Source organism: Tsukamurella paurometabola DSM 20162 (assembly GCF_000092225.1).
In the GTDB taxonomy this organism is placed as follows: Bacteria; Actinomycetota; Actinomycetes; order Mycobacteriales; family Mycobacteriaceae; genus Tsukamurella; species Tsukamurella paurometabola.
This window is the reverse complement of the sequence record NC_014158.1, coordinates 3355964-3375068: the sequence shown is the minus strand read 5'-3', so window position 1 is coordinate 3375068 and position 19105 is coordinate 3355964. Positions and strand designations below refer to the sequence as shown.

Annotated in this window: 24 protein-coding genes and 1 tRNA gene; 16 read left to right on the top strand and 9 right to left on the bottom strand. The window is 68.5% G+C overall.

The genetic code is table 11. From position 1 onward, the window contains the following. Positions 1-61: 61 nt before the first annotated feature. Entirely contained in the window at positions 62-589 is a 528-nt protein-coding gene (locus TPAU_RS16370; protein ID WP_013127861.1) for a hypothetical protein, read from the top strand. Further along, complete coding sequence (locus tag TPAU_RS16365; protein WP_013127860.1) at positions 589-1587, top strand: PrsW family intramembrane metalloprotease; 999 nt, start codon at positions 589-591, stop codon at positions 1585-1587. Before TPAU_RS16370 ends, TPAU_RS16365 begins: the two co-directional genes overlap by 1 nt. A gap of 9 nt (positions 1588-1596) precedes the next feature. Here TPAU_RS16365 and cpaB read toward each other — a convergent pair whose 3' ends face one another. The 3 genes from cpaB to TPAU_RS16350 all read right to left on the bottom strand — a co-directional run bounded on the left by cpaB (position 1597) and on the right by TPAU_RS16350 (position 3454). After that, complete coding sequence (gene cpaB / locus TPAU_RS16360) at positions 1597-2253, bottom strand: Flp pilus assembly protein CpaB (protein ID WP_013127859.1); 657 nt, start codon at positions 2251-2253, stop codon at positions 1597-1599. A 100-nt stretch (positions 2254-2353) separates the two neighbouring features. After that, positions 2354-3163, bottom strand: a complete 810-nt coding sequence (locus tag TPAU_RS16355; RefSeq protein WP_013127858.1) for an acyl-CoA thioesterase — start codon at positions 3161-3163, stop codon at positions 2354-2356. 18 nt (positions 3164-3181) lie between these two features. Then, on the bottom strand, positions 3182-3454 hold the full coding sequence (locus tag TPAU_RS16350) for an FmdB family zinc ribbon protein (RefSeq protein ID WP_013127857.1): 273 nt from the start codon (positions 3452-3454) through the stop codon (positions 3182-3184). Positions 3455-3526: 72 nt separating this feature from the next. Here TPAU_RS16350 and TPAU_RS16345 point away from each other — a divergent pair, with 72 nt between their 5' ends. Both TPAU_RS16345 and TPAU_RS16340 read left to right on the top strand, forming a co-directional pair. Then, complete coding sequence (locus TPAU_RS16345; protein ID WP_041944474.1) at positions 3527-4111, top strand: TetR/AcrR family transcriptional regulator; 585 nt, start codon at positions 3527-3529, stop codon at positions 4109-4111. Positions 4112-4269: 158 nt separating this feature from the next. Next, on the top strand, positions 4270-5130 hold the full coding sequence (locus TPAU_RS16340; RefSeq protein ID WP_013127855.1) for an endonuclease domain-containing protein: 861 nt from the start codon (positions 4270-4272) through the stop codon (positions 5128-5130). A gap of 41 nt (positions 5131-5171) precedes the next feature. Here the strand turns inward: TPAU_RS16340 and TPAU_RS16335 are convergent, their stop codons facing one another. Then, a complete protein-coding gene (locus TPAU_RS16335) occupies positions 5172-5732 on the bottom strand; it encodes a 5-formyltetrahydrofolate cyclo-ligase (RefSeq protein WP_013127854.1) in 561 nt (186 codons plus the stop codon). A gap of 52 nt (positions 5733-5784) precedes the next feature. Here TPAU_RS16335 and TPAU_RS16330 point away from each other — a divergent pair, with 52 nt between their 5' ends. The 5 genes from TPAU_RS16330 to TPAU_RS16310 all read left to right on the top strand — a co-directional run bounded on the left by TPAU_RS16330 (position 5785) and on the right by TPAU_RS16310 (position 10058). Beyond that, the gene (locus tag TPAU_RS16330) at positions 5785-6681 is read left to right on the top strand and encodes a UTP--glucose-1-phosphate uridylyltransferase (protein ID WP_013127853.1); all 897 of its coding nucleotides are present in this window, start codon (positions 5785-5787) and stop codon (positions 6679-6681) included. Between the two features lie 20 nt (positions 6682-6701). After that, positions 6702-7949, top strand: coding sequence for a molybdotransferase-like divisome protein Glp (glp, locus tag TPAU_RS16325; protein ID WP_013127852.1), 1248 nt, complete (start codon positions 6702-6704; stop codon positions 7947-7949). Positions 7950-7951: 2 nt separating this feature from the next. Further along, the gene (locus TPAU_RS16320) at positions 7952-8584 is read left to right on the top strand and encodes a GNAT family N-acetyltransferase (protein ID WP_013127851.1); all 633 of its coding nucleotides are present in this window, start codon (positions 7952-7954) and stop codon (positions 8582-8584) included. Between the two features lie 113 nt (positions 8585-8697). Continuing rightward, the gene (sepX, locus tag TPAU_RS16315) at positions 8698-9942 is read left to right on the top strand and encodes a divisome protein SepX/GlpR (RefSeq protein ID WP_013127850.1); all 1245 of its coding nucleotides are present in this window, start codon (positions 8698-8700) and stop codon (positions 9940-9942) included. A 43-nt stretch (positions 9943-9985) separates the two neighbouring features. Then, positions 9986-10058 (top strand) — tRNA-Ala (locus tag TPAU_RS16310). A 71-nt stretch (positions 10059-10129) separates the two neighbouring features. Here the strand turns inward: TPAU_RS16310 and TPAU_RS16305 are convergent. After that, complete coding sequence (locus tag TPAU_RS16305; protein WP_013127849.1) at positions 10130-10909, bottom strand: dioxygenase family protein; 780 nt, start codon at positions 10907-10909, stop codon at positions 10130-10132. Continuing rightward, a complete protein-coding gene (locus TPAU_RS16300; protein WP_013127848.1) occupies positions 10909-11247 on the bottom strand; it encodes a winged helix-turn-helix transcriptional regulator in 339 nt (112 codons plus the stop codon). Before TPAU_RS16300 ends, TPAU_RS16305 begins: the two co-directional genes overlap by 1 nt. Positions 11248-11348: 101 nt before the next feature. Here TPAU_RS16300 and TPAU_RS16295 point away from each other — a divergent pair, with 101 nt between their 5' ends. The 5 genes from TPAU_RS16295 to TPAU_RS16275 all read left to right on the top strand — a co-directional run bounded on the left by TPAU_RS16295 (position 11349) and on the right by TPAU_RS16275 (position 15305). Next, complete coding sequence (locus TPAU_RS16295) at positions 11349-11780, top strand: DoxX family protein (protein WP_013127847.1); 432 nt, start codon at positions 11349-11351, stop codon at positions 11778-11780. Beyond that, the gene (locus tag TPAU_RS16290) at positions 11777-12418 is read left to right on the top strand and encodes an NAD(P)-dependent oxidoreductase (RefSeq protein WP_013127846.1); all 642 of its coding nucleotides are present in this window, start codon (positions 11777-11779) and stop codon (positions 12416-12418) included. The genes TPAU_RS16295 and TPAU_RS16290 overlap by 4 nt, the downstream gene beginning before the upstream one ends. Before the next feature lie 70 nt (positions 12419-12488). Further along, on the top strand, positions 12489-13265 hold the full coding sequence (locus tag TPAU_RS16285) for a lysophospholipid acyltransferase family protein (protein WP_013127845.1): 777 nt from the start codon (positions 12489-12491) through the stop codon (positions 13263-13265). Between the two features lie 81 nt (positions 13266-13346). Continuing rightward, positions 13347-14291: a hypothetical protein gene (locus TPAU_RS16280; RefSeq protein ID WP_013127844.1), complete on the top strand. Its 945-nt coding sequence runs from the start codon at positions 13347-13349 to the stop codon at positions 14289-14291. A 126-nt stretch (positions 14292-14417) separates the two neighbouring features. Beyond that, complete coding sequence (locus TPAU_RS16275; protein WP_013127843.1) at positions 14418-15305, top strand: YciC family protein; 888 nt, start codon at positions 14418-14420, stop codon at positions 15303-15305. A gap of 56 nt (positions 15306-15361) precedes the next feature. On the opposite strand, the gene TPAU_RS16270 is transcribed toward TPAU_RS16275, so the two are convergent. The 3 genes from TPAU_RS16270 to TPAU_RS16260 are packed head-to-tail and all read right to left on the bottom strand — an operon-like array spanning position 15362 to position 17134. Next, positions 15362-16105 carry an alpha/beta fold hydrolase gene (locus TPAU_RS16270; protein ID WP_160160273.1) on the bottom strand — a complete coding sequence of 248 codons (744 nt, stop codon included), beginning with the start codon at positions 16103-16105 and terminating at the stop codon, positions 15362-15364. Positions 16106-16122: 17 nt separating this feature from the next. Beyond that, the gene (locus TPAU_RS16265) at positions 16123-16449 is read right to left on the bottom strand and encodes a branched-chain amino acid transporter permease (protein ID WP_013127841.1); all 327 of its coding nucleotides are present in this window, start codon (positions 16447-16449) and stop codon (positions 16123-16125) included. Then, entirely contained in the window at positions 16442-17134 is a 693-nt protein-coding gene (locus tag TPAU_RS16260) for an AzlC family ABC transporter permease (protein ID WP_013127840.1), read from the bottom strand. The genes TPAU_RS16265 and TPAU_RS16260 overlap by 8 nt, the downstream gene beginning before the upstream one ends. 81 nt (positions 17135-17215) lie before the next feature. Between TPAU_RS16260 and TPAU_RS16255 the strand changes: the two genes are divergently transcribed. Further along, positions 17216-17602, top strand: a complete 387-nt coding sequence (locus tag TPAU_RS16255; RefSeq protein WP_041945172.1) for an Lrp/AsnC family transcriptional regulator — start codon at positions 17216-17218, stop codon at positions 17600-17602. Between the two features lie 242 nt (positions 17603-17844). Further along, positions 17845-19059 carry an IS110 family RNA-guided transposase gene (locus TPAU_RS16250; protein WP_013125570.1) on the top strand — a complete coding sequence of 405 codons (1215 nt, stop codon included), beginning with the start codon at positions 17845-17847 and terminating at the stop codon, positions 19057-19059. Positions 19060-19105: the final 46 nt, after the last annotated feature.

Here is a 19105-nt window from a genome sequence, read left to right as displayed (position 1 = left end):
TCCTTTGCGATTCCGCAACCAGTGTTACGCGTGAGACAACTCTGACGAATATGCTAACCACATGAACCGTTCCCGTGCAGTCGACGCGGGCGTTTCGGCGGGTGTGATTCTCGCCGTGGGGGGATTGGCAGCAGGGTGGTTCGGAGTCGAACGCGCCGTGCCCACCCCGAGGACGCCGGTGACCGACCAGATCTACTCCGTAGGCTCGGGCCCCGGCGGACGTGTGGAACTGCGCGCACCGTCGGGCTGGGACCGTGTGCCCACAGGCCGGGCAGACGTCCTGCGGTTCGTCCATCCGCGCGGCGGCGTCCTCACAGTGCGACTGACCACCGGCATGAAGGACTTCGCCACCGCTGCGCCCCGGCGCTTGCGCGAACTCGACGTGGGCGGCGTCGACGCCGCCTTCACCGGCGACCTGCGCGGCGAGAGGTTCTCCGGCAGAAGCTGTGTTGCCTCGGTGGGCGACCGGCGTGGTGAGTGCGCCGTGGTGGCCGACGCCGAACTACTGGTCACGGTGCTCACGCTCCGCGCAAGCGACGGTCCGCTCGCCGACGTCCCGGCGCTCGTGCGAACGTTGCGGATCGCGTGATGGCGCAGTGGACCCGGATGATCAGCGCCTGGGTATTCCTCGTCGGCACCATCCTCGGCGCCCTCGTGCTCGCACGTGACCTCCCCGACCGGATCGCCGCATCCTGGCGAGGCGTCGCCGCCGCCCTGCCGGTGATCATCGTTGCGGCGGCACTCGTCGCCGTGATCATCGTGGTGCTCGACCGCTCGCACGCCCAGGTGCGGTCGGCATGGGGGCTGGCCTTCCTCTGGGGTGCCGTCGGCGCCTGCGGAATCGCCCTCCAGATCAACGGTTTCGCGTCCGACGCGGTATTGGACGTGCTCGACGATCCCGGAGCCACCACGTGGAGCGCCGCTCTCATCGGTCCGCTCGACGAAGAGACCATCAAGGGGGCGGGTGTCGCTCTACTGCTTGTGATGTACCGCGATCGATTGCACCGTCCCCTGCAAGTGTTCGCGGTCGGCGCTTTCGCCGGACTGGGATTTCAAGTGGTGGAGAACATCTCGTATGCGGCCACCTTCGCGTTGCGGGATGCGCAGTCCGATGTCACCGGCGCGCTCACCGTGTCGATCCTGCGGACGCTGTTCGGGTTCCAATCGCACTGGGTGTACACCGGTCTGTTCGCCGTGGGGCTGATCCTGCTTCGTTCCCGCTCCGTGTTCGGCGTGGTCGGTATCGCTCTGGCGTACCTCCTGCACTTCTGGTGGAACGCGCCGAGCGGCGAGAACCCCGGCGTGATCCTGCTGCTGATCCTTCTCAAGTGCCTGGTCACCGTGTCGGTGCTGGCCGGGGTGTGGGTTTGGATGGTGTTCGACCAGCGGCGTTGGCTCTCGTCCGCGATCGCGTCCCCTGCGGCGGCGCAGCTCGCGCCGCCGCAGGAACTCGCGACCCTGCCCACCCGGGCGCTGCGCCGGAACGCCGAGCAGTACATGCGGTTCTACTACGGCCCGGCTGTCGCCGATGTCACCCGCCAGCGCCAGCAGTGGCTGCTACGCGAGCTGACATACCGGGCGGGCTGACCGCGGCGTTCATCGGAAAACCACCGATAGAGGCGAACTGAGCGCCGCTGCGGCAACCGCGTGCGCCTCGGTCTCGGTCATCGCCAGCATCGCGGTGCGCGCCTGCTGACGCGGTCCCTGCGCCGCTGCCGCGACCGCCACCGTCGCCGAGCGAGCGAGGACGAGCGGCGTACCGTCGTCCTCCCGCTCGCCGGCGCGTGCCTTACGCTGCGCCACCACATCGACCACATCGCCGGGGCGTAGCAGGTCCATCGTCGCCGCATCCTGTAGCGCTACTGGCACGAGCCTCGATCCGGGCCGGATCTGACCGGCGGTGCGATCGGTGAGGACCCGGCGGTCGGTCAGGATCTCGCCCGCCCCCACCGGCCCGGTCACCGATCGGCCCACCGCCTGCCCGGTGGAGGTGAGCGCATCCGGTGGAGCCAACTCGGCCGGGACCGTGGTCAGCCGTAGGTCCGCATCGGCGAGCCTGCCGCCGGGGCCGAGTTCCCTTGCCGCCGTGAGCACCTCTGTCTGCGGCCCACTCGGCTCGCTGGTGACGGCGACCACCAGTGCGAGCACGGTGAGCACCCCGGCCGCGGCCCGGCGTGCGGTGAGGGTGCGCGCCCAGCCGGGGCGCAGCGCAGCGCGGATGCGTTCTGCGCCCGTCGGTTGCAGTGAGTTCATGCCCGGACGCTACGACGGCGCACCGTCGGGAACGGGTGCGCAAGCCGTCCGGCGGAGCGGCCTGTGGAAAACCCCGAACCTGTGGAGGAACGGGCCCGGATCAGCCCTGCGGATCCTTGTAGTAGACCAGTTGGTGTGTGGTCGCCAGCAGTGTGCCCGAACGACTCCAGACCTGCGCGTACTGGTCGAAATGACCGTGCCCGAATCGGGCCGCTGTGGCCGTGCCGAGCAGGTAGTCGTCGCCCTGCTCGGCGAGTTCTGCGGAAGTCGCGTGGAAGTACGTGGTCAGCGAGATGGTGCCCGCCGGGAGGTACGTGCCGCGACGCAGGAAGACCCGCGGGAAGAAGGCGTCGGCGATGGATGCGAGCGCGGGATAGTCGAGGTCGCGGCCCGGCCGGTCGCGCAGCCACAGCGTGGTGGTCGACGCGGGCTGCGGGCCGTCGATGTCGTTCAGGCCGCCCTCGACGAAGCGCTTCTCGTAATTGCGGGGCCACGCGATGAACTCGGGGAACTCCTGCTCCGCGTAGTCCTCGGGGGCACCGACTGTGGGGACGGTGATCTCGGTGTCGCTCCAGGTGTCGCGACGGGTGCCGAACACCGCGGTACCGGAGGCGACGGGGCCCGAACCCTGTGTGATCAGGTACGTGAAGTGCTGGTTCGTGCGGTTGGTGCGCAGGACCGTGACCTCGATGTCCCACGCGCCCTCGGCGATGGGGGCGGCGTAGTTGATCGTCATCGACAGCGGGTCGCCCTGGGCGTCCGGGTGGTGCTGCAATGCGGCGATCACGGTTGCGGCGGTGATACCCCCGAACGGGCCGACCATGTTGTTGTAGGCGGGGTGGGTGTGCGCCCGGAAGAGACCGGGGGACACCTGCTCCACGGCGGTCGCCTCATCGAAGACGTGCGTCATGAGAGCAACCTAGCGCAGCTAGGAACCGGCGGAATTGGTGGCCTTCTCGACCTTCGCCGCCGTATCCGACGATGCGGACTTCGGCTCCGTCTTGGCGGTGGTATCGGCCTTCGAGCTGCGGGAATCAGTGCGGTAGAAGCCACTGCCCTTGAACACCACACCGACCGAGTTGAACAGCTTGCGCAGGGGGCCGCCGCAGTTCGGGCAGACGGTCAGCGGATCATCCGAGAAGGATTGGACGGCGTCGAAGGCCTCGCCGCACTCCTTGCACGCGTATGAGTATGTAGGCACCCACTCATATTACCGCGCGTTTAGCACTCAGACGAGTCGAGTGCCAACGGTGTGAACCGATACGATACCGGTATGACGGTTTCCCCGGCTGCGCACGTCGGCGCCCAGCGAACCCCGTCGCCGGCGCGACGGATCGTGGACGCCGCGCGCGAGGTGATCGCGGCGAACGGCATCCCGGGCGTGAGCATGGATCAGGTCGCCAAACAGGCGCACGTCTCCCGCAGCACGCTCTATCGGATCTTTCCCAATCGCGATCAGCTGATCGCCCGCGTGGTGGCGATCGAGATCCGTACGCTGCGCCGCCGGCTCGACAAGACGATCGTCGGATACACGCCGCAGCAGACGCTGGTCGAGGTCTTCGTACTGAGCATCGAGCAGGCGGCGGCCAATCTCGCGGTGTCGAAGGTGCTGGCCGCGGAGCCCGAATACTTCCTGCGCATCCCTCGCGGTGTCTGGGACTTGTTGATCCAGGGCATCGTGATCCGGCTGCGCAATTCGGGTGCGGAGCAGGATTACGCCGAGCTGTGCTCGGTCACCGACCTGATGCTGCGCGTGACCGGGTCGCTGCTATCGAACCCGCCCACCGGCCTCGACGTCGCCGATTCCGCCGCACTGCGGGCCTACGGCGAGCGCTATATCGCCCGCCTGTTGATCTAGGCCTCGCGAAACTGTCACTGAGCGGCGCTGCGAGGACATAATGGCTGCGTACGCCCTGTGGAGAACAGTTTCGAGAACTGCGCGCCGAAACGGGCATCCATCCACAGGCTGCTGCGCAGTCCGCCGGTTCCGTCCGCGGCATCGCGCACCCTGAAGGCATGGATACCGCAACGGCCGTGCAGCAGCTCGCGGCGCTCGATAGCGGAGTGGTCTCGCGGCAGGTGCTGCTCTCGTGCGGCGTCGCGGCCGAGGAGATCGAGCGCGCGGTGCGGCATAGGCACCTCACGGTGATCCGCCGCGGTTGGTACGACGCGGGTAACTCCGATCCGGCGGTGGTCGCCGCGGTGCGATCCGGTGCCGTGGTGACCTGCACCAGTGCGCTGGCCCGCCGCGACGGGATCTGGGGCGTGCCCGATGCCCGCCTGCACGTCCGCCGGTCCCGGCATCTCCGGACGGCGCACGAGCAGTGTTCGGCCTACCGGCCGCTGCCGACGCCCCGGCGCGCCGTCGACCCGATTCCGGAAGCTCTGGCCTGCGCGGCGCGGTGCGCATCGGCGGAGGATTTCGTCGCGATCTGCGATTCGGTTCTCCGCAGGCCGGAGTGGTCCGTCGGCGATATCGCTCCGTTGCTGATCCGTGCGCCGCTGCGCGTGCAGCGGTTGCTGCGGGAGGTCGATCCGCGGGCCGACTCAGGTATCGAGTCCCTGGTGCGGTTTCGCCTGCGCCGCCGCGGTATCCGGCTTCGCACGCAGGTATCCCTTCCCGGTGTCGGATTGGTGGACATGGTGGTCGGCGACCGATTGATCATCGAGTGCGATGGGAAGCGACACCACCTCGGGCAGCAGTTCGGCAAGGACCGGTGGCGTGACCTGGTCTCGGTGGCCGACGGATATCTGGTGATGCGGCTGACCTATGCCAATGTCGTGCATCAGTGGGACGAGGTGTTTCCCTTCATCCGCGCGGTGATCCGCCGCGGTTCACATCGGGACCGCTGCGGGAAACTGTCGCGCAGCGGCTGACCGCGTGCACTATGTCCGCGGCGGCGCGCTCAGTGACAGTTTCACGAGAACGCGACCAGGCCCGACGGGGTGAGCGCCGCGTGCACCGGCACATCGGTGGGTTCCGCGGGCAGTTCGTCGACCAGTTCGTGGTCGTAGACCACCGCGATCAGCCGGGCATCGCCGCGGAGCGAACGGTCGTAGTACCCGGCGCCGCGCCCCAGCCGCACCCCGCCGCGGGAGACGCCCAGAGCGGGAAGCAGCACGGTGTCCACCGAGGTGAGCGCGTCGACGCCGAGTCGGTCGCCGGTGGGTTCCAACAGACCGAACGGTCCCGGCGCCAGCTCGCCGCGGTACACCGCCCAGTCGAGGCCGCCCGGTGTGTCGGGGGTCACCGGGAGCAGGATGTCGCCGCGGATCGCGGCAAGCAGGGAGGTGCTCCCCGGTTCGCTTCCCACCGGTACGTAGGCAGCCACTCGGGCCCCCAGGTCGAGGCCCGCCACCAGCTTCGATAGTGCCGCCGCGGCAGCGCTCCGGTCACCCTCGGTGAGGGCCGCACGCTGTGCCCGCAGCCGTGCCCGCCACGCCCGCTTCTCCGCCGCCACATCGGGCCCACAGCTCATGGAGTCCATACTCACATCGTTACCCCAGCGTGACCTACCCTATGGTGGGGGAATGAACTCGCCGTCACTCCCGAAGACCGCGGTCGTCCCCGCCGCCGGCCTCGGCACCCGCTTCCTCCCCGCGACCAAGACGGTCCCCAAGGAACTCCTCCCGGTGGTCGACACCCCGGGCATCGAACTCGTCGCCGAAGAAGCCGCTGCCGCGGGTGCCGAGCGGCTCTGCATCGTCACCAGTCCCGGTAAGGACGGCGTCGTCGCCCACTTCGTCGAGGACCTCGTCCTCGAGGGCACGCTCGAGAAGCGCGGCAAGAAGGCGATGCTCGACAAGGTCCGCCGCGCCCCCAACTTGATCCACGCCGAAGCCGTGGTCCAGGACAAGCCGCTCGGCCTCGGACACGCCGTCTCCTGCGTCGAGCCCGTGCTCGACCCCGACGAGGACGCGATCTCGGTGCTCCTGCCCGACGATCTGGTGCTGCCGATCGGCGTGCTCACCACCATGGCCAAGGTGCGCGAGAAGCGCGGCGGCTCGGTCCTGTGCGCGATCGAGGTCTCGCCGGAGCAGATCAGCAGCTACGGCGCCTTCGATGTCGAGATCGTTCCCGACGCCGCGAACCCGGATGTGCTCAAGGTCAACGGCATGGTCGAAAAGCCGAAGGCCGAGGACGCACCGTCGAACTACGCGGCGGCCGGCCGCTACCTGCTGGACCGCGCCATCTTCGATGCGCTGCGCCGGATCGAGCCCGGCGCCGGCGGCGAACTCCAGCTCACCGATGCCATCGCTCTGCTCATCAGCGAGGGGCATCCGGTGCACGTGGTGGTGCACCGCGGTACCCGACACGATCTCGGAAATCCCGGTGGCTACCTCAAGGCTGCGGTTGACTTGGCCCTGGACCGTGACGACTACGGACCCGACCTGCGAGGCTGGCTGCAGGACCGACTGAATCGATAACTACCGGGAGGCCCCAGAACATGCGCTCCGTTGAGGACCACCTGGCACGGGTCACGGCGGCGGCGGTGGCACCGCGTCCGGTGCGAGTGGGCATCTCGGAGGCGCAGGGCATGATGTGCGCCGAAGAGGTCGTGGTCGAGAACGCGCTTCCCGCGTTCGACCAGGCCGCCATCGACGGGTACGCCGTGCGCTCGGTCGACGTGGCCGATGCCGGCGCCGCGGACGACGAGACGGGCGAGCAGATCATCGTCTCCCTGCCCGTGGTCGGCGAGGTGCGCGCGGGCAACCGGCAGCCGATCCGGCTGCAGCCGGGCCAGGCCGTCAAGGTCGAGACCGGTGCGCCGCTGCCCACGCTCGCCGACGCCGTGCTCCCCGACAAGTGGACCGACGGCGGACTGTCGAAGGTCAAGGTCGGGCACTCCGTCCGCTCGGGCCAGTACGTGCGCCGCACCGGTGATGACGTCCAGCCGGGGGACGTGGCCGTGCGGCGCGGCACCGTGGTCGGGCCGGCCCAGGTGGGCCTGCTCGCGGCCGTCGGCCGGGACAAGGTCTCCGTGCACCCGCGGCCGCGGGTCGCGGTGATCTCGGTGGGACGCGAGCTGGTGGACATCGACCGGGAGACCGGCGCCGGCCAGGTGTACGACGTGGCCTCCTACGCGCTCGCCGCCGCGGCCCGCGACTGCGGCGCCGAGGTGCACCGGGTGGGCATCGTGTCGGGTGATCAGGCACAGCTGCACGACGCCGTGGAGGCGCAGTTGCAGCGCTCGGAAGTCGTGGTCATCACCTCGTCGCTGGGCGGTACCGCCTCGGACGAGATCACCGCCGCTCTCGCCGATCTCGGTGATCTGGCGGTCGAGCGGATCGCGATGCACCCCGCTTCGGTGCAGGGATTCGGCACCCTGGGGCCCGACGAGGTCCCCACCTTCCTGCTGCCCTCGAACCCGATGAGCGCGCTGGTCGCGTTCGAGGTGATGGTGCGTCCGCTGGTGCGGATCGCGCTCGGGAAGCGGCAGCCGATGCGGCGGCTGGTGACCGCGAAGAGCGCCGCCGCCTTCGAATCACCCGCGGGCCGACGCGGATACGTGCGTGGTCAGCTGATGCGCGACGACGAATCCGGCGAGTTCATGGTGGCGCCGATCCCGGACAACGGCTCGCACCTGCTGGTGAGCCTGGCCGAGGCGAATTGCCTGATCGTGGTGGATCCGGAGGTGACGGAGGTCCGCGCCGGCGATGATGTGGTCGTCGACTTCCTCGCGCAGCGCGGCTGACCGTGCTGTTCGGGGCCGATTGGCAGGTTCGATTAGGGCCGCTGCGGACGGCGGCGGGCACCGTCGAACTGCGGCCGATCCGCGCCCGTGACGCTCGGCAGTGGTCACGCCTGCGCCTGCTGAACCGGGCGGAGTTACAACCCTGGGAGCCCTCGGGCGAGGTGGACTGGACCCGTCGGCACGCGGCCTCGGCGTGGCCGCCGCTGTGCTCGTCACTGCGCTCGCAGGCCCGGTCGGGCACGTTGGTTCCGCTGGTGATCGAAGTGAACGGGGAGTACGGCGGGCAGATCACCATCGGCAACATCACCCGCGGTCAGCTGCAGAGCGCCTGGGTGGGCTACTGGGTGGACCGCCGATTCACCGGCCGCGGTGTGGCGACCACCGCCGTGGCCCTCGCCGCAGACCACTGCTTCCATCGGCTGGGCCTGCACCGCGTGGAGGCAACGGTACGCCCCGAGAACGCGGGATCGCGTGCGGTGCTGTCGAATTCCGGCTTCCGGGAAGAGGGTGTGTTGCGCCGGTACCTGCATGTGGACGGGGCGTGGCGCGATCACCTGCTGATGGGACTGACCGCCGAGGAGATCCCGGATTCGATGGTGGCGCGGGTGGTTCGATCCGGACGCGCGTGGTTCTGACACCTGTGACTCGTGTGACGAAACGAGATTTTTGAGGTTCCGCTACGGCGCGTCGGACCGGTTCGGGTGCTCGGGTGAAATAGCCTGGACCGCGACTTACACGGATGTGATCCGTGCTCGACGAACTGCCGGAGGGAGCCGACATGATTCCCCAAACACTGCTGTGGGTTGGGCTCGTCGTGGCGTGGCTGGTGGTGCTGGTGCCGATGCTCGTCGCGCGCCACCCCAAGGTGAACACCGTGACCGATGCGACGCTCAAGACCCGACTGCTGCACCGCGGCGGCTCGGCCACGCTGGCGCTGCGCCGCAAGATCAGGCCGTCCGGCACCGTCGACGGCGAGCGTGCCGACGCCGGGCGCGACGAGGACGATCTCGACGCCGAGCTCGACACGCCCGTCCGCCGTCGCACCGACGCCGAGGACCTCGATGAACTCGAAGAGGCGCACGCGTTCGTCGATTCCGATGTCGATGACCTGCGTTCGGCCGGGCCGCTCGACGGCGACACGGTGCCGATCGTCGCGGTGAACCGTGCCGAGATGACCGCACCGAAGGCCCGTATCAAGAATCTGCCCGAGCCCGAGCCCGAGTTGGATCTCGATCTCGATCTCGATCCGCGGAAGCCCGACGAGACCGAAGGCGAGGTCGTCATCGCACCCGCGCCGTCCGACGTGGTGGCAGCCGAGGTCGACGAGCTCGCTACCGAGGAACTCGCTCCCGTCGCCCGCGATCGCGCATCCGATCCCGCACCGGTCGAGGCGGAGGTCGAGGATGTCGAGGAGGCCGAGATCGCCGCCGAGGCAGCCGATCTCGACGAGGTCCCTGCCGACGAGGCGCTCACCGAGGAGGTCTCCCCGGTGTCCCGGGCCGCCGTCGAGCGGGTCGAGCCCGATGCCTCCATCCCGTCGCGTCGCCGCGGCGGCTTCGATCCCGAGAACGACGCCCGGCTCACCGAGGCCCGCTACCGCTTCCGTCAGCGCGTCACCCTCGCGCTCGGCGTGCTGGCCGTCGTGGCGCTGGGTGCGGGCCTGATGAACGTGCCCTTCGCCTGGTACGCCCTCGGCGCGCTCGCCGTCGCCCTCGTCGGGTACCTGGCCTATCTGCGCCGCACGGTACGGATCGAAACCGAGATCCGTCGCCGCCGCATGGCCCGGCTCGAGCGCGCCCGCCGGGAGCGTGAGCGCGAGTCCGAGGTGGTCGACGGTGTGCCCGCCCACCTGCGGCGCGGCGGCTGCGTGGTGATGGAGATCGACGACGAGGACCCCGCTTTCGATCACCTCCCGCGTTACCGCGCCGAGGAGTTCGACTTCCTTCGCCCGAGCGATGACCTGCAAGAACCGCTGCAGCGGAAGGTCGGTTAACAGTTCTGCGACGGCCCTTGCTAGAGTGGTCGAGTTCCGCCGAGGGGCTATAGCGCAGTTGGTAGCGCGCCTCGTTCGCATCGAGGAGGTCAGGGGTTCGATTCCCCTTAGCTCCACTCCAGGAATACAACGAAGACCCCCTCCGTGTGCGGAGGGGGTCTTCGTTGCTAGGTCGAGGTCGGCCGACTCAGGCCGCCACGATGCTGCGCTTGGCCAGCCCGATCCAGAAGCCGTCGATCGGTTCGGCCGGCGGTTGTTCCGGATCGGTCGCAGCGCCGAGGGTCACGAACAGCGGCGCGAAGTGCTCGATGCGTGGGTGCGCGTAGGGCATTCCGGGCGCCTCCGTGCGGAACCGGAGCAGTCCCTCCAGATCGCCGGCGGCGAACCTCTCGTGCGCCCAGGCATCGAACTCCTGCGACCAGGTGGGTGCGGGCGCGTCCGGCCGCGGGTCGGTGAGGAAGGGCAGACCGTGCGTGGTGAAACCGGAACCGATGATGAGCACGCCTTCGTCGCGCAGCTCCGCGAGGCGCCGTCCCAGGTCGAACAGCGCCTCGGGTTCGAGGGTGGGCATCGAGACCTGGAGCGTGGGAATGTCCGCCTCCGGATACATCACCGTGAGCGGCACGTAGGCGCCGTGATCGAGGCGCCGGGTCTCGTCGCGGTGCACGGGCTGATCGTCGGGCGCCAGCGCCGCCACCCGGTCCGCCAGGTCCGGTGCTCCCGGTGACGCGTACCGCGTGCGGTAGTACTTCTCGTCGAACCCGCCGAAGTCGTAGGTGAGCGGAACGCGAGAATCGGTGGCGCCCACCGTGAGCGGCGCCGCCTCCCAGTGCGCGGAGACCACCAGGATCTGCTCGGGACGCGGCAGGCCGGCGGCGAGCCGTTCCAACTGCGCGACCCAGCGGGCGTCGTCGACCAAGGGCGGCGCGCCGTGGCTGAGAAACAGCGCGGGCATGCGCTCGGTCATCACGCCCCCCGTTCGACCGCGGGCATCGCCGCCTCGACGGCCAGCGCCAGGTTGCGGACCGCCGCGGCGATATCGCGGCCGGTGTCGGTGAGCCGGTACTCGGTGCGCGGGGGATTGGTGCCCGCCGAGTACCGCGCCACGAGTCCATCACCGACCAGGGTGCGCAGCGTCTGGGTGAGCATCCGGTCGCTGATGCCCTCCACCTGGCGCCGGATCTGCCCGAATCGTTGCGGTTCGACGGTGAGCCGCCCCAGCACCAGTGCCCCCCACCGTCCGGTGACATGGCTGAACACCTGGCGAGAGGGGCAGTTCCGCGCGAAGACGTCGAAGTCTGCCATTGCTTTTACCTTACACGTACGTATCTATTGCGCTTACCAATCGTATGTGCTTCTATAGTAGCGACAAAAGCTTGAAGCTTCAACCACTAGAGGAGATCTCCATGCTCAAGAAACTGGTAGCCACCCAGTTCACCCTGCTCACCCTCGCGCGGGTGATCCTCGGCATCACGTTCTTCGCTCACGGCTGGCAGAAGGTGGTCACCAACGGCCTCGGCGCCACCGCCACCGGCTTCGAGAAGACGGGCGTGCCCGCGCCCACCCTGTCCGCCTGGTTCGCCGGACTCGCCGAGCTGCTCGGCGGCGCCCTGCTGATCGTGGGACTCGCCGTTCCCCTCGTCGCGCTCGTGCTGATCATCGACATGCTCGGCGCCATCTTCACCGTGCACATCGACAACGGCTTCTTCGCCCAGGGGGGCGGCATCGAACTGCCACTGGTGCTGATCGCCGGTCTCCTCGCCGTCGCGGCCGTACCGCAGACCTCGCTGGGCGTCGATGCCCTGGTCCTGAAGAAGAAGCTGGAGGGCGCCAAGTGAAGGTCGTCGTCTTCGGAGCGTCGGGTTACTCCGGCGCCAACATCACCGCTGATCTGGTCTCCCGTGGTATCGACACCGTCGGCGTCGCGCGGTCGATCGACAAGGTTCCGGCCGGCGCCACCGCCGCCTCGGGCGATGTCACCGACGCCGATTTCGTTGCGGACGCCACCACCGGCGCCGACGTGATCGTCTCCGCGCTGCCCACTGCGGCACCGGCGGGTGAGGGCGTCGACCTGCCGACCTCGCTGGTCGGCCTCGTCGCGGCCGCCCGCGCGGCCGGTGCCCGGCTCGGGGTGGTCGGCGGCGCCGGGAGCCTCCTGGTGGCCGACGGTGGTCCCAAACTGGTCGAGACGCCCGGCTTCCCCGAGGCCGTGAAGCCGATCGCGCTCGAGCACGATCGCGCGCTCGACTATCTGCGCACCGTCGACGATGTGGACTGGTTCTACCTGAGCCCGGCCGCGAGCTACGGCTCGTTCAACCCCGGCACCAAGCGCGGAACCTACCGCACCAGCGGCGACCTGCTGCTCAGTGATCCCGAGGGCAACTCCGAGATCTCCGGCGAGGACTACGCCACCGCATTCGTCGACGAGATCGTGACCCCCGCGCACCACCGCGAGCGGTTCTCCGTCGCGTACTGACAACCGCACACGACTCGCGCTGTGCCGTCGTATTCTGGCCCCGGCTACCGAGAGCGGCCGAGGGAGGACGATGGCGCAGCGCGAGCTCGTTTTTCGGGCGGTGGAAGTCCTGGCGAAGGGGATCGTCGGGGCACAGGGACTGAGGATCGACTACCGCGGAGTGCAGAACATCCCCCGCGAGGGCGGCGTCGTGCTCGCCGTGAACCACACGTCCTACGTCGACTTCCTCGAAGCGGGGCTCGTCGCCCGCCGCGCCGGCCGATGGCCGCGCTACATGATGAAGGCGGAACTGCGGCAGAACCTCGTCATCGGCTTCCTCATGAAGCACTGCAAGGCGATCGGCGTCGACCGCGAGCACGGTGCCGAGAGCTACCACGAGGCGGTCACCGCTCTGGAGGCCGGCGAGGCCGTGATCGTCTATCCCGAGGCCACCATCAGCCGCAGTTTCGAGCTCAAAGAGTTCAAGTCCGGGGCGGCGCGGATGTCCCTCGAAGCCGGTGTCCCGATCGTGCCCATCGCGATCTGGGGCACGCAGCGGATCTGGTCCAAGGGCACGGACCGACGCCCAGGCAGGCACAGGTACCCGGTGGTGGTCCAGGTCGGCGAACCCATCGATCCGCACGGATCGCCCGACGATCCCGCGGCCGTCATCGCGCTCACCGAACGGCTGCGCGCGGCCATGGGCGAGCAACTCCTGCTCGCCCAGACGGGATTTCCCGCCCCGGCCGGGGAGAAGTGGGTCCCGGCCCGGCTCGGAGGCGGAGCTCCGACGCCCGACGTTGCCGCTGAGCTGGAGCGGGAGGAATTCGCGCAGCGCCGGGCACGGCGCGAGGCACGCGGTCGATGACGCTCCGGTGAAGGCCTATGGCCTGGGTCACCGCGAGTTGGTAGGTTTGCCGGGATCGTATGCCAGTGACGGAGGAGACCTATGACGCAGCCGCCGAACAACCCCGGTGACAATCAGGGCGGCTTCCCGCCGCCGCAGGATCCCCAGCAGCCGGGCGGCTTTCCGCCGCAGGGCCAGGGCTTCCCGCCCCCGCCTCCGCCCGGCCCGGGCTTCCCGCCGCCGCAGGGCGCGCAGGGATTCCCGCCGCCCACTCAGCCGGGACCGGGCTATCCGCCCCCGCCCGCCGGCGGCTACCCGCCCGTACAGGGTGGCTACGGTGCGCCGTACGGCGGCGGCCCGCAGAAGTTCAACCTGGGCGACGGATTCTCCTGGGCCTGGAACAAGTTCACCAAGAACGCGGCGAACCTGATCTTGGCGTTGGTGGTGCTGGGCATCATCGTGAGCATCGTCGGTTTCCTGGTGTCCGCGATCTACGGCGCCCTGTTCGGCCAGACGGCCGATGACGGCAGCTACACCGTGTACTATTCGCCCGGCACGCTGCAGGGCGCGGTCTTCACACTGATCACGGGCATCGTGGCGTACATCGCTCAGGCGGCGTACTTCTCCGGTGTGCTCGACATCGCGGACGGCAAGCAGATCGGCTTCGGCTCGTTCTTCAAGCCCCGCAACGTCGGTCAGGTGGCGCTGGTGTCCGTGCTCGTGTCCGTGGTCAATGCGCTCCTGAGCTTCATCCCGTACGTCGGTTCGCTCCTGAGCATCATCGTCGGCTTCATCGCTGCGTTCACCTTGCTGGTGGTCGTGGACCGCGGCGTCTCCGCCGTCGACGGTGTCAAGCAGGCCGTCGAGGTGATCCAGAAGGACATCGGCAACGCCATCGTGGCGTACATCATCGCGGGTCTGCTGGTGATCGCGGGTGCGATCCTGTGCGGCGTCGGCATGCTCGTGACCGTCCCGCTCGCAGCGCTGCTGATGGTGAACGCCTACCGCCTGATCTCCGGCGCTCAGGTGGCCCCTGCGACCGCGTAGCGACGAACCACACCGGCCCGTCCCGATTTTCATCGGGGCGGGCCGTTTCGTGTCGCCATCCTGGTTCGCGGCCTTCGTCATTGATAGGTTTGCCGAGACAAATAGTTAGTAACCGGAGGAGACATCATGACGCAGCCGCCGAACAACCCCGGCGACAACCAGGGTGGCTTCCCGCCGCCGCAGGATCCGCAGCAGCCGGGTGTCCCGCCCCAGCAGCCCGGCGGATACCCGCCGCCGCAGGGCGCGCAGGGCTTTCCCCCGCCCGCCGGTGGCTACCAGCCCGCACCGGGCGGCTACGGCGCACCGCAGGTGCAGCCGCAGTACAGCGTGGGCGACGCGTTCAGCTGGGCGTGGAACAAGTTCACCAAGAACGCGTGGCCGCTGATCGGCGCGATGCTGGCCTTCGCGATCATCATGGCGATCGTGAGCAGCCTGGTCTACTGGGTGTTCTCGCTCACTGTCACGAATGTGCAGGACGTCACCTACAGCGACGGAACCGAGGGGCCCACCTTCGATCTCACCGGCTGGTCGTACGTAGTAGGGATCATCGGCGTTGCGGTGATCATCTACCTCGCGCTGCTCATCCAGGCCTCGTACACCACCGGCGTGCTCGACATCGCGGACGGCCGTAAGGTCACCGTCGGTTCGTTCTTCAAGCCGCGCAACTTCGGTTCCGCCGCGGGTGCCGCGATCCTCACCACGCTGGCGATCTACGTGGGCTTGATCATCTTCATCGTCCCGGGCATCGTGCTGGCGTTCTTCCTCGCCTACTCGGTGCTGTTCGCGGTCGACAAGAACATCGGCGGCGGCGGAGCGCTCAAGGCGAGCTGGAACGCGGTCAAGAGCAATGCGGGCAACTCGATCCTCACCACCTTCCTCGCCGGCCTGGTCGCGGCCGCGGGCGCGGTGCTGTGCTACATCGGTGCCCTCGTCACCGGGCCGCTGGGCCAGCTGGTGCAGGTGTACGCCTACCGCACCCTCACCGGTGGGCAGGTCGCACCGAAGACGCAGTAGTCGCGGCAGTCGCACACGGCCCGCTCCACTTCGGTGGGGCGGGCCGTTCCGCGTTCTCAGACCAGGAAATCGAGGACCGCGCGCTGGAACCGCGCCGGCGCCTCGCGGTGCACCGTGTGCCCGCCGCCCAACTCCAGGAATTGACCGAGCGGCAGGGCGTCGGCGACCAGGCGCAGATACTGGGGCTTGAGGAAGTCGATCGGACCGCCCGAGATCACCAGCGCGGGCTGCGGCGTCGCCGACACTCGATTCCACCACACGGGATCCGGGGCGAACTGCGGCAGCACCGAATCCATCATCGTCCTATCGAAGGTGAGCAGCGCCGCCGGCGACTGCACCACCTGTTTGATGGCCAGCCGTACTCGGCGCGGTGTGATCGGCGCATCGATCGACTCGGGCACCTGATCGGGGTGCTGCGGCAGCGGCGGCATCTCCTCCAGCACGAGCCGGCGCACCGCATCCGGCCGCCGCCACGCCAGCCGCAGCGCGGTCTGTCCACCGAGCGAATGTCCGACCACGTCGAACCGGTCGAGTCCCAGCCCGTCGATCACGCGCTCGGCGTCCGCCGCCAACTCGTCGAGCAGGTAGTCGGGGGAGTGATCGCTACCTCCGTGTCCACGCTGGTCGAAGGTCACCGTCGGGCGGCCCGCGGCGCGCAGCGCTCGCGCGGTGCCGCGCCAGGTCCGGTGATCGGCCGCCATCCCGTGGATCAGCACGACCGGTGGGCCCGACGGTGCCGCCACCGCGCGCCACTGCACCCGCAGGCGGACGTCGCCGGAGCGGATGAACTGGTGTCGCACCCGGTCCATGGTGCCACTCAGGCCAGGGCGTAGCTCAGCGCGATGCACGCAGCGGTCCCGGCGATGATGCTGAGCACGGCGTTCCGGCGCGCCAGGTGGACCGCCGCCGTCACGGCCACGCCCGCCAGTTGCGGAATCCCGTGCGATGCCGCGGCGTAGTCGACCGATGCCAGGCAGTACACCGCGAGCACGATCGCCGCGCCGGCCGGCATCCAGCGGCCGAAGTCCGCGAGCAGGGGCGACCCGCGCAGCGCGCTCGCCAGGGCGAACGGGGCCAGCCGCAGCGCGAAGGTCACGCCCGCGGTCACCGCGACCCCGGCGAGCAGATACGACGCGCTAGGCATCGACCATCTCCGTGTGCTCGTTCGCGGACGCCGAGCGTCGTGCCAGGAAGTGCCGCATCACCACCAGGCCCGCGAACGTTCCCATCGCCACCAGCAGCATCGCACCCGGTGAGGCGATCACGCCCAGCAGTGCGGCGCCGACGGCGAGTGCGGCGGTCATCCGATCCCGATCGGCGCTGTAGGCGTCGATCACCAGCACCACGAACAGCGCGGTGAGAACGAAGTCCACGCCGGGGACGTCCCTGAGGTAGGCGCCGCCCGCGAGTGCGCCGCAGAGCGATCCGGCCACCCAGGAAGCGTGCAATCCCGCCTGGGTCAACAGGATCCGGCGCCCCGTGACCGACTGCGACGGTGCGGTGGTCACCAAGACGTACGCCTCGTCGACGAGTGCGAAGACGCTGTAGGCCTTGGCGAGCCGGCCGCGCACGGCCTGGATCGGGAAGGTGAGTCCGTAGAACAGGTGCCGCGAGTTGACCAGGAAGGCGGTCGCGGCGATCGCCGCCAATGGTGTTGCGGCGGCGAGCATTCCCACCAGGAGAAACTCCACGGAACCCGCGAGCACCACTGCCGAGGTGATCGGGGCCATCCACCAGGGGAGGCCGTGACTGGTGACGACGACGCCGAAACCGAGTCCGAGAACGAACAATCCGAACCAGACGACCGCGACACGGGAGGGAACCTTCACGAGAACAATCGTATTTCGAAGTGCGCGCAATAGGGTTGCCAAATTTCGCCGAGAGTGCGCTATGTGCGCAATAATAGTGCGGTGGATTCCTTGGATCGAGCAATATTGGACGAACTGGTCAAAGACGGACGTCTGACCAATCAGGAACTGGCGCATCGCGTCGGCCTGACTCCTGCGCCGTGCCTGCGCCGGGTGCGCCGCCTCGAGGCCGACGGTGTGATCACCGGGTACACCGCCGTGCTCGACCCCGCCGCACTCGGTAGGGGATTCGAGGTACTCATCAACGCGGATCTCACTGCCAACGACCGGGCGTCGGTGGAGGCCTTCGAATCTCGCGTCGCCGCGATGGACGAGGTGATCGAGGTGCGTCGCATGTTCGGTCTGCCCGACTACCTGATCCGGGTGCGCGTCGCCGATACGGAGGCCTTCGAGAAGTGGCTCACCACCCATCTCATGGGTGATCCTTAAGTTCATAGGTGCAGGCGAGCGCGATGGATTACGTTCGGCTGCAAGCCCGGGCAGATCGGGCGAGGCTAGTTAGGGTGTTGCCGGCCTTACGGTGCGGCTGGGCCGGATTGGCTACCCGATCTGTCTGGGTGTCCTCGGGCCGCTGATTGAGATCTGCGAAATCGATCGCTTGTTTAAGGACCTGCTGGCGAGGATGCCCATCGGGTCCACCTCACAGGGCTAACAAGCGAACAGGAGCGCAGATGGTGAAGAGCGAAAGTCGTTGGTGGGTAGGGGTAGATGTTGGCAAGGAGTTCCACTGGATGGCTGTCTGCGACGACGCCGGAAAGGTGATCTCCTCTCGTAAGGTTGCCAACGATGAGGTCTCGATCGCTGCGGCGATCACCGAAGTTGAATCTCGCGATGGCACCGTGTCGTGGACGGTGGACCTGACCACCACTTACGCGACCCTCCTGCTGACGATGCTCGCCGCAGCCGGGCATTCCGTGCGGTATCTGACTGGTCGCGCCGTCTGGCAGGCCTCGGCGATCTACCGAGGCGGCGAGGCAAAGAGCGACGCCAAAGATGCGAGGGTTATCGCAGACCAGGGGCGCATGCGGGGCGATGATCTTCCGCTGCTGCGCCCCAACGATGACCTGGTCACCGAGCTATCGATGCTCACCGCTCACCGTGAGGATCTGGTGGCCGACCGCACCCGCACGATCAATCGGCTGCGGCAGCAGCTGGTCGCCATCAGTCCTGCGCTGGAGCGGGCTGCACAGCCTTCCACCGATCGCGGGTGGATCGCGCTTTTGGCCCGCTACCAGCGGCCCCAGGCAATCCGCCGATCGGGGATCACACGGATCACCCGAGTCCTAGCCGATGCAGGGGTGCGGAACGCAGGTCCAATCGCCGAAGCCGCCGTCACCGCGGCTAAGGCGCAGTCGATTACCCTGCCCGGCGAGGCCATCGCCGCAGATCTGGTAGCCGAGCTTGCACAGGGGGTGATCGACCTCGATAAGCGGATCAAGGCGGCCGACGCCGCCATCGAGGAACGGTTTCGCCGCCATCCGCTCGCCGAAGCGATTGTGAGCCTGCCCGGCATGGGATTTCGCCTCGGCGCCGAATTTCTAGCCGCCGTCGGCGATACCTCACGGATTCTCTCCGCAGATCATCTCGCGTCGTGGGCCGGCCTCGCACCCGTCACGAAAGACTCTGGCAAACGGACCGGACGCTTATGCACGCCCCAGCGCTACCACCGCGGACTGCGCAGAGTGATGTATCTGTCAGCGGTGAGCGCTGCTCGCTGGGATCCCGCCGCCAAAGACTACTACCAGCGAAAACGCGCTCAGGGAAAGAAGCACGTCCCCGCGACTATTTGCCTGGCACGCCGCCGCGTCAACGTGCTCTACGCCCTCATCCGCGACAACCGAACCTGGCAGCCAGCCGCCCCGCAAATCACCGCGGCCGCCGCTTGACAGGATCATTGAGAATCCGGCCATCGTCCGCGTGGACTCCAGGATG

What these genes read in the sequence shown, in the direction of transcription:
- TPAU_RS16300 (WP_013127848.1), bottom strand. Translation starts at nt 11,247, where the DNA reads ATGGCAGACTTCGACGTCTTCGCGCGGAACTGCCCCTCTCGCCAGGTG.
- cpaB (WP_013127859.1), bottom strand. Translation starts at nt 2,253, where the DNA reads ATGAACTCACTGCAACCGACGGGCGCAGAACGCATCCGCGCTGCGCTG.
- TPAU_RS16335 (WP_013127854.1), bottom strand. Translation starts at nt 5,732, where the DNA reads ATGAGCTGTGGGCCCGATGTGGCGGCGGAGAAGCGGGCGTGGCGGGCA.
- TPAU_RS16340 (WP_013127855.1), top strand. Translation starts at nt 4,270, where the DNA reads ATGGATACCGCAACGGCCGTGCAGCAGCTCGCGGCGCTCGATAGCGGA.
- TPAU_RS16355 (WP_013127858.1), bottom strand. Translation starts at nt 3,163, where the DNA reads ATGACGCACGTCTTCGATGAGGCGACCGCCGTGGAGCAGGTGTCCCCC.
- TPAU_RS16265 (WP_013127841.1), bottom strand. Translation starts at nt 16,449, where the DNA reads ATGCCTAGCGCGTCGTATCTGCTCGCCGGGGTCGCGGTGACCGCGGGC.
- TPAU_RS16330 (WP_013127853.1), top strand. Translation starts at nt 5,785, where the DNA reads ATGAACTCGCCGTCACTCCCGAAGACCGCGGTCGTCCCCGCCGCCGGC.
- TPAU_RS16365 (WP_013127860.1), top strand. Translation starts at nt 589, where the DNA reads ATGGCGCAGTGGACCCGGATGATCAGCGCCTGGGTATTCCTCGTCGGC.
- TPAU_RS16295 (WP_013127847.1), top strand. Translation starts at nt 11,349, where the DNA reads ATGCTCAAGAAACTGGTAGCCACCCAGTTCACCCTGCTCACCCTCGCG.
- TPAU_RS16370 (WP_013127861.1), top strand. Translation starts at nt 62, where the DNA reads ATGAACCGTTCCCGTGCAGTCGACGCGGGCGTTTCGGCGGGTGTGATT.
- TPAU_RS16285 (WP_013127845.1), top strand. Translation starts at nt 12,489, where the DNA reads ATGGCGCAGCGCGAGCTCGTTTTTCGGGCGGTGGAAGTCCTGGCGAAG.
- TPAU_RS16280 (WP_013127844.1), top strand. Translation starts at nt 13,347, where the DNA reads ATGACGCAGCCGCCGAACAACCCCGGTGACAATCAGGGCGGCTTCCCG.
- TPAU_RS16275 (WP_013127843.1), top strand. Translation starts at nt 14,418, where the DNA reads ATGACGCAGCCGCCGAACAACCCCGGCGACAACCAGGGTGGCTTCCCG.
- TPAU_RS16250 (WP_013125570.1), top strand. Translation starts at nt 17,845, where the DNA reads ATGGTGAAGAGCGAAAGTCGTTGGTGGGTAGGGGTAGATGTTGGCAAG.
- glp (WP_013127852.1), top strand. Translation starts at nt 6,702, where the DNA reads ATGCGCTCCGTTGAGGACCACCTGGCACGGGTCACGGCGGCGGCGGTG.
- TPAU_RS16345 (WP_041944474.1), top strand. Translation starts at nt 3,527, where the DNA reads ATGACGGTTTCCCCGGCTGCGCACGTCGGCGCCCAGCGAACCCCGTCG.
- TPAU_RS16305 (WP_013127849.1), bottom strand. Translation starts at nt 10,909, where the DNA reads ATGACCGAGCGCATGCCCGCGCTGTTTCTCAGCCACGGCGCGCCGCCC.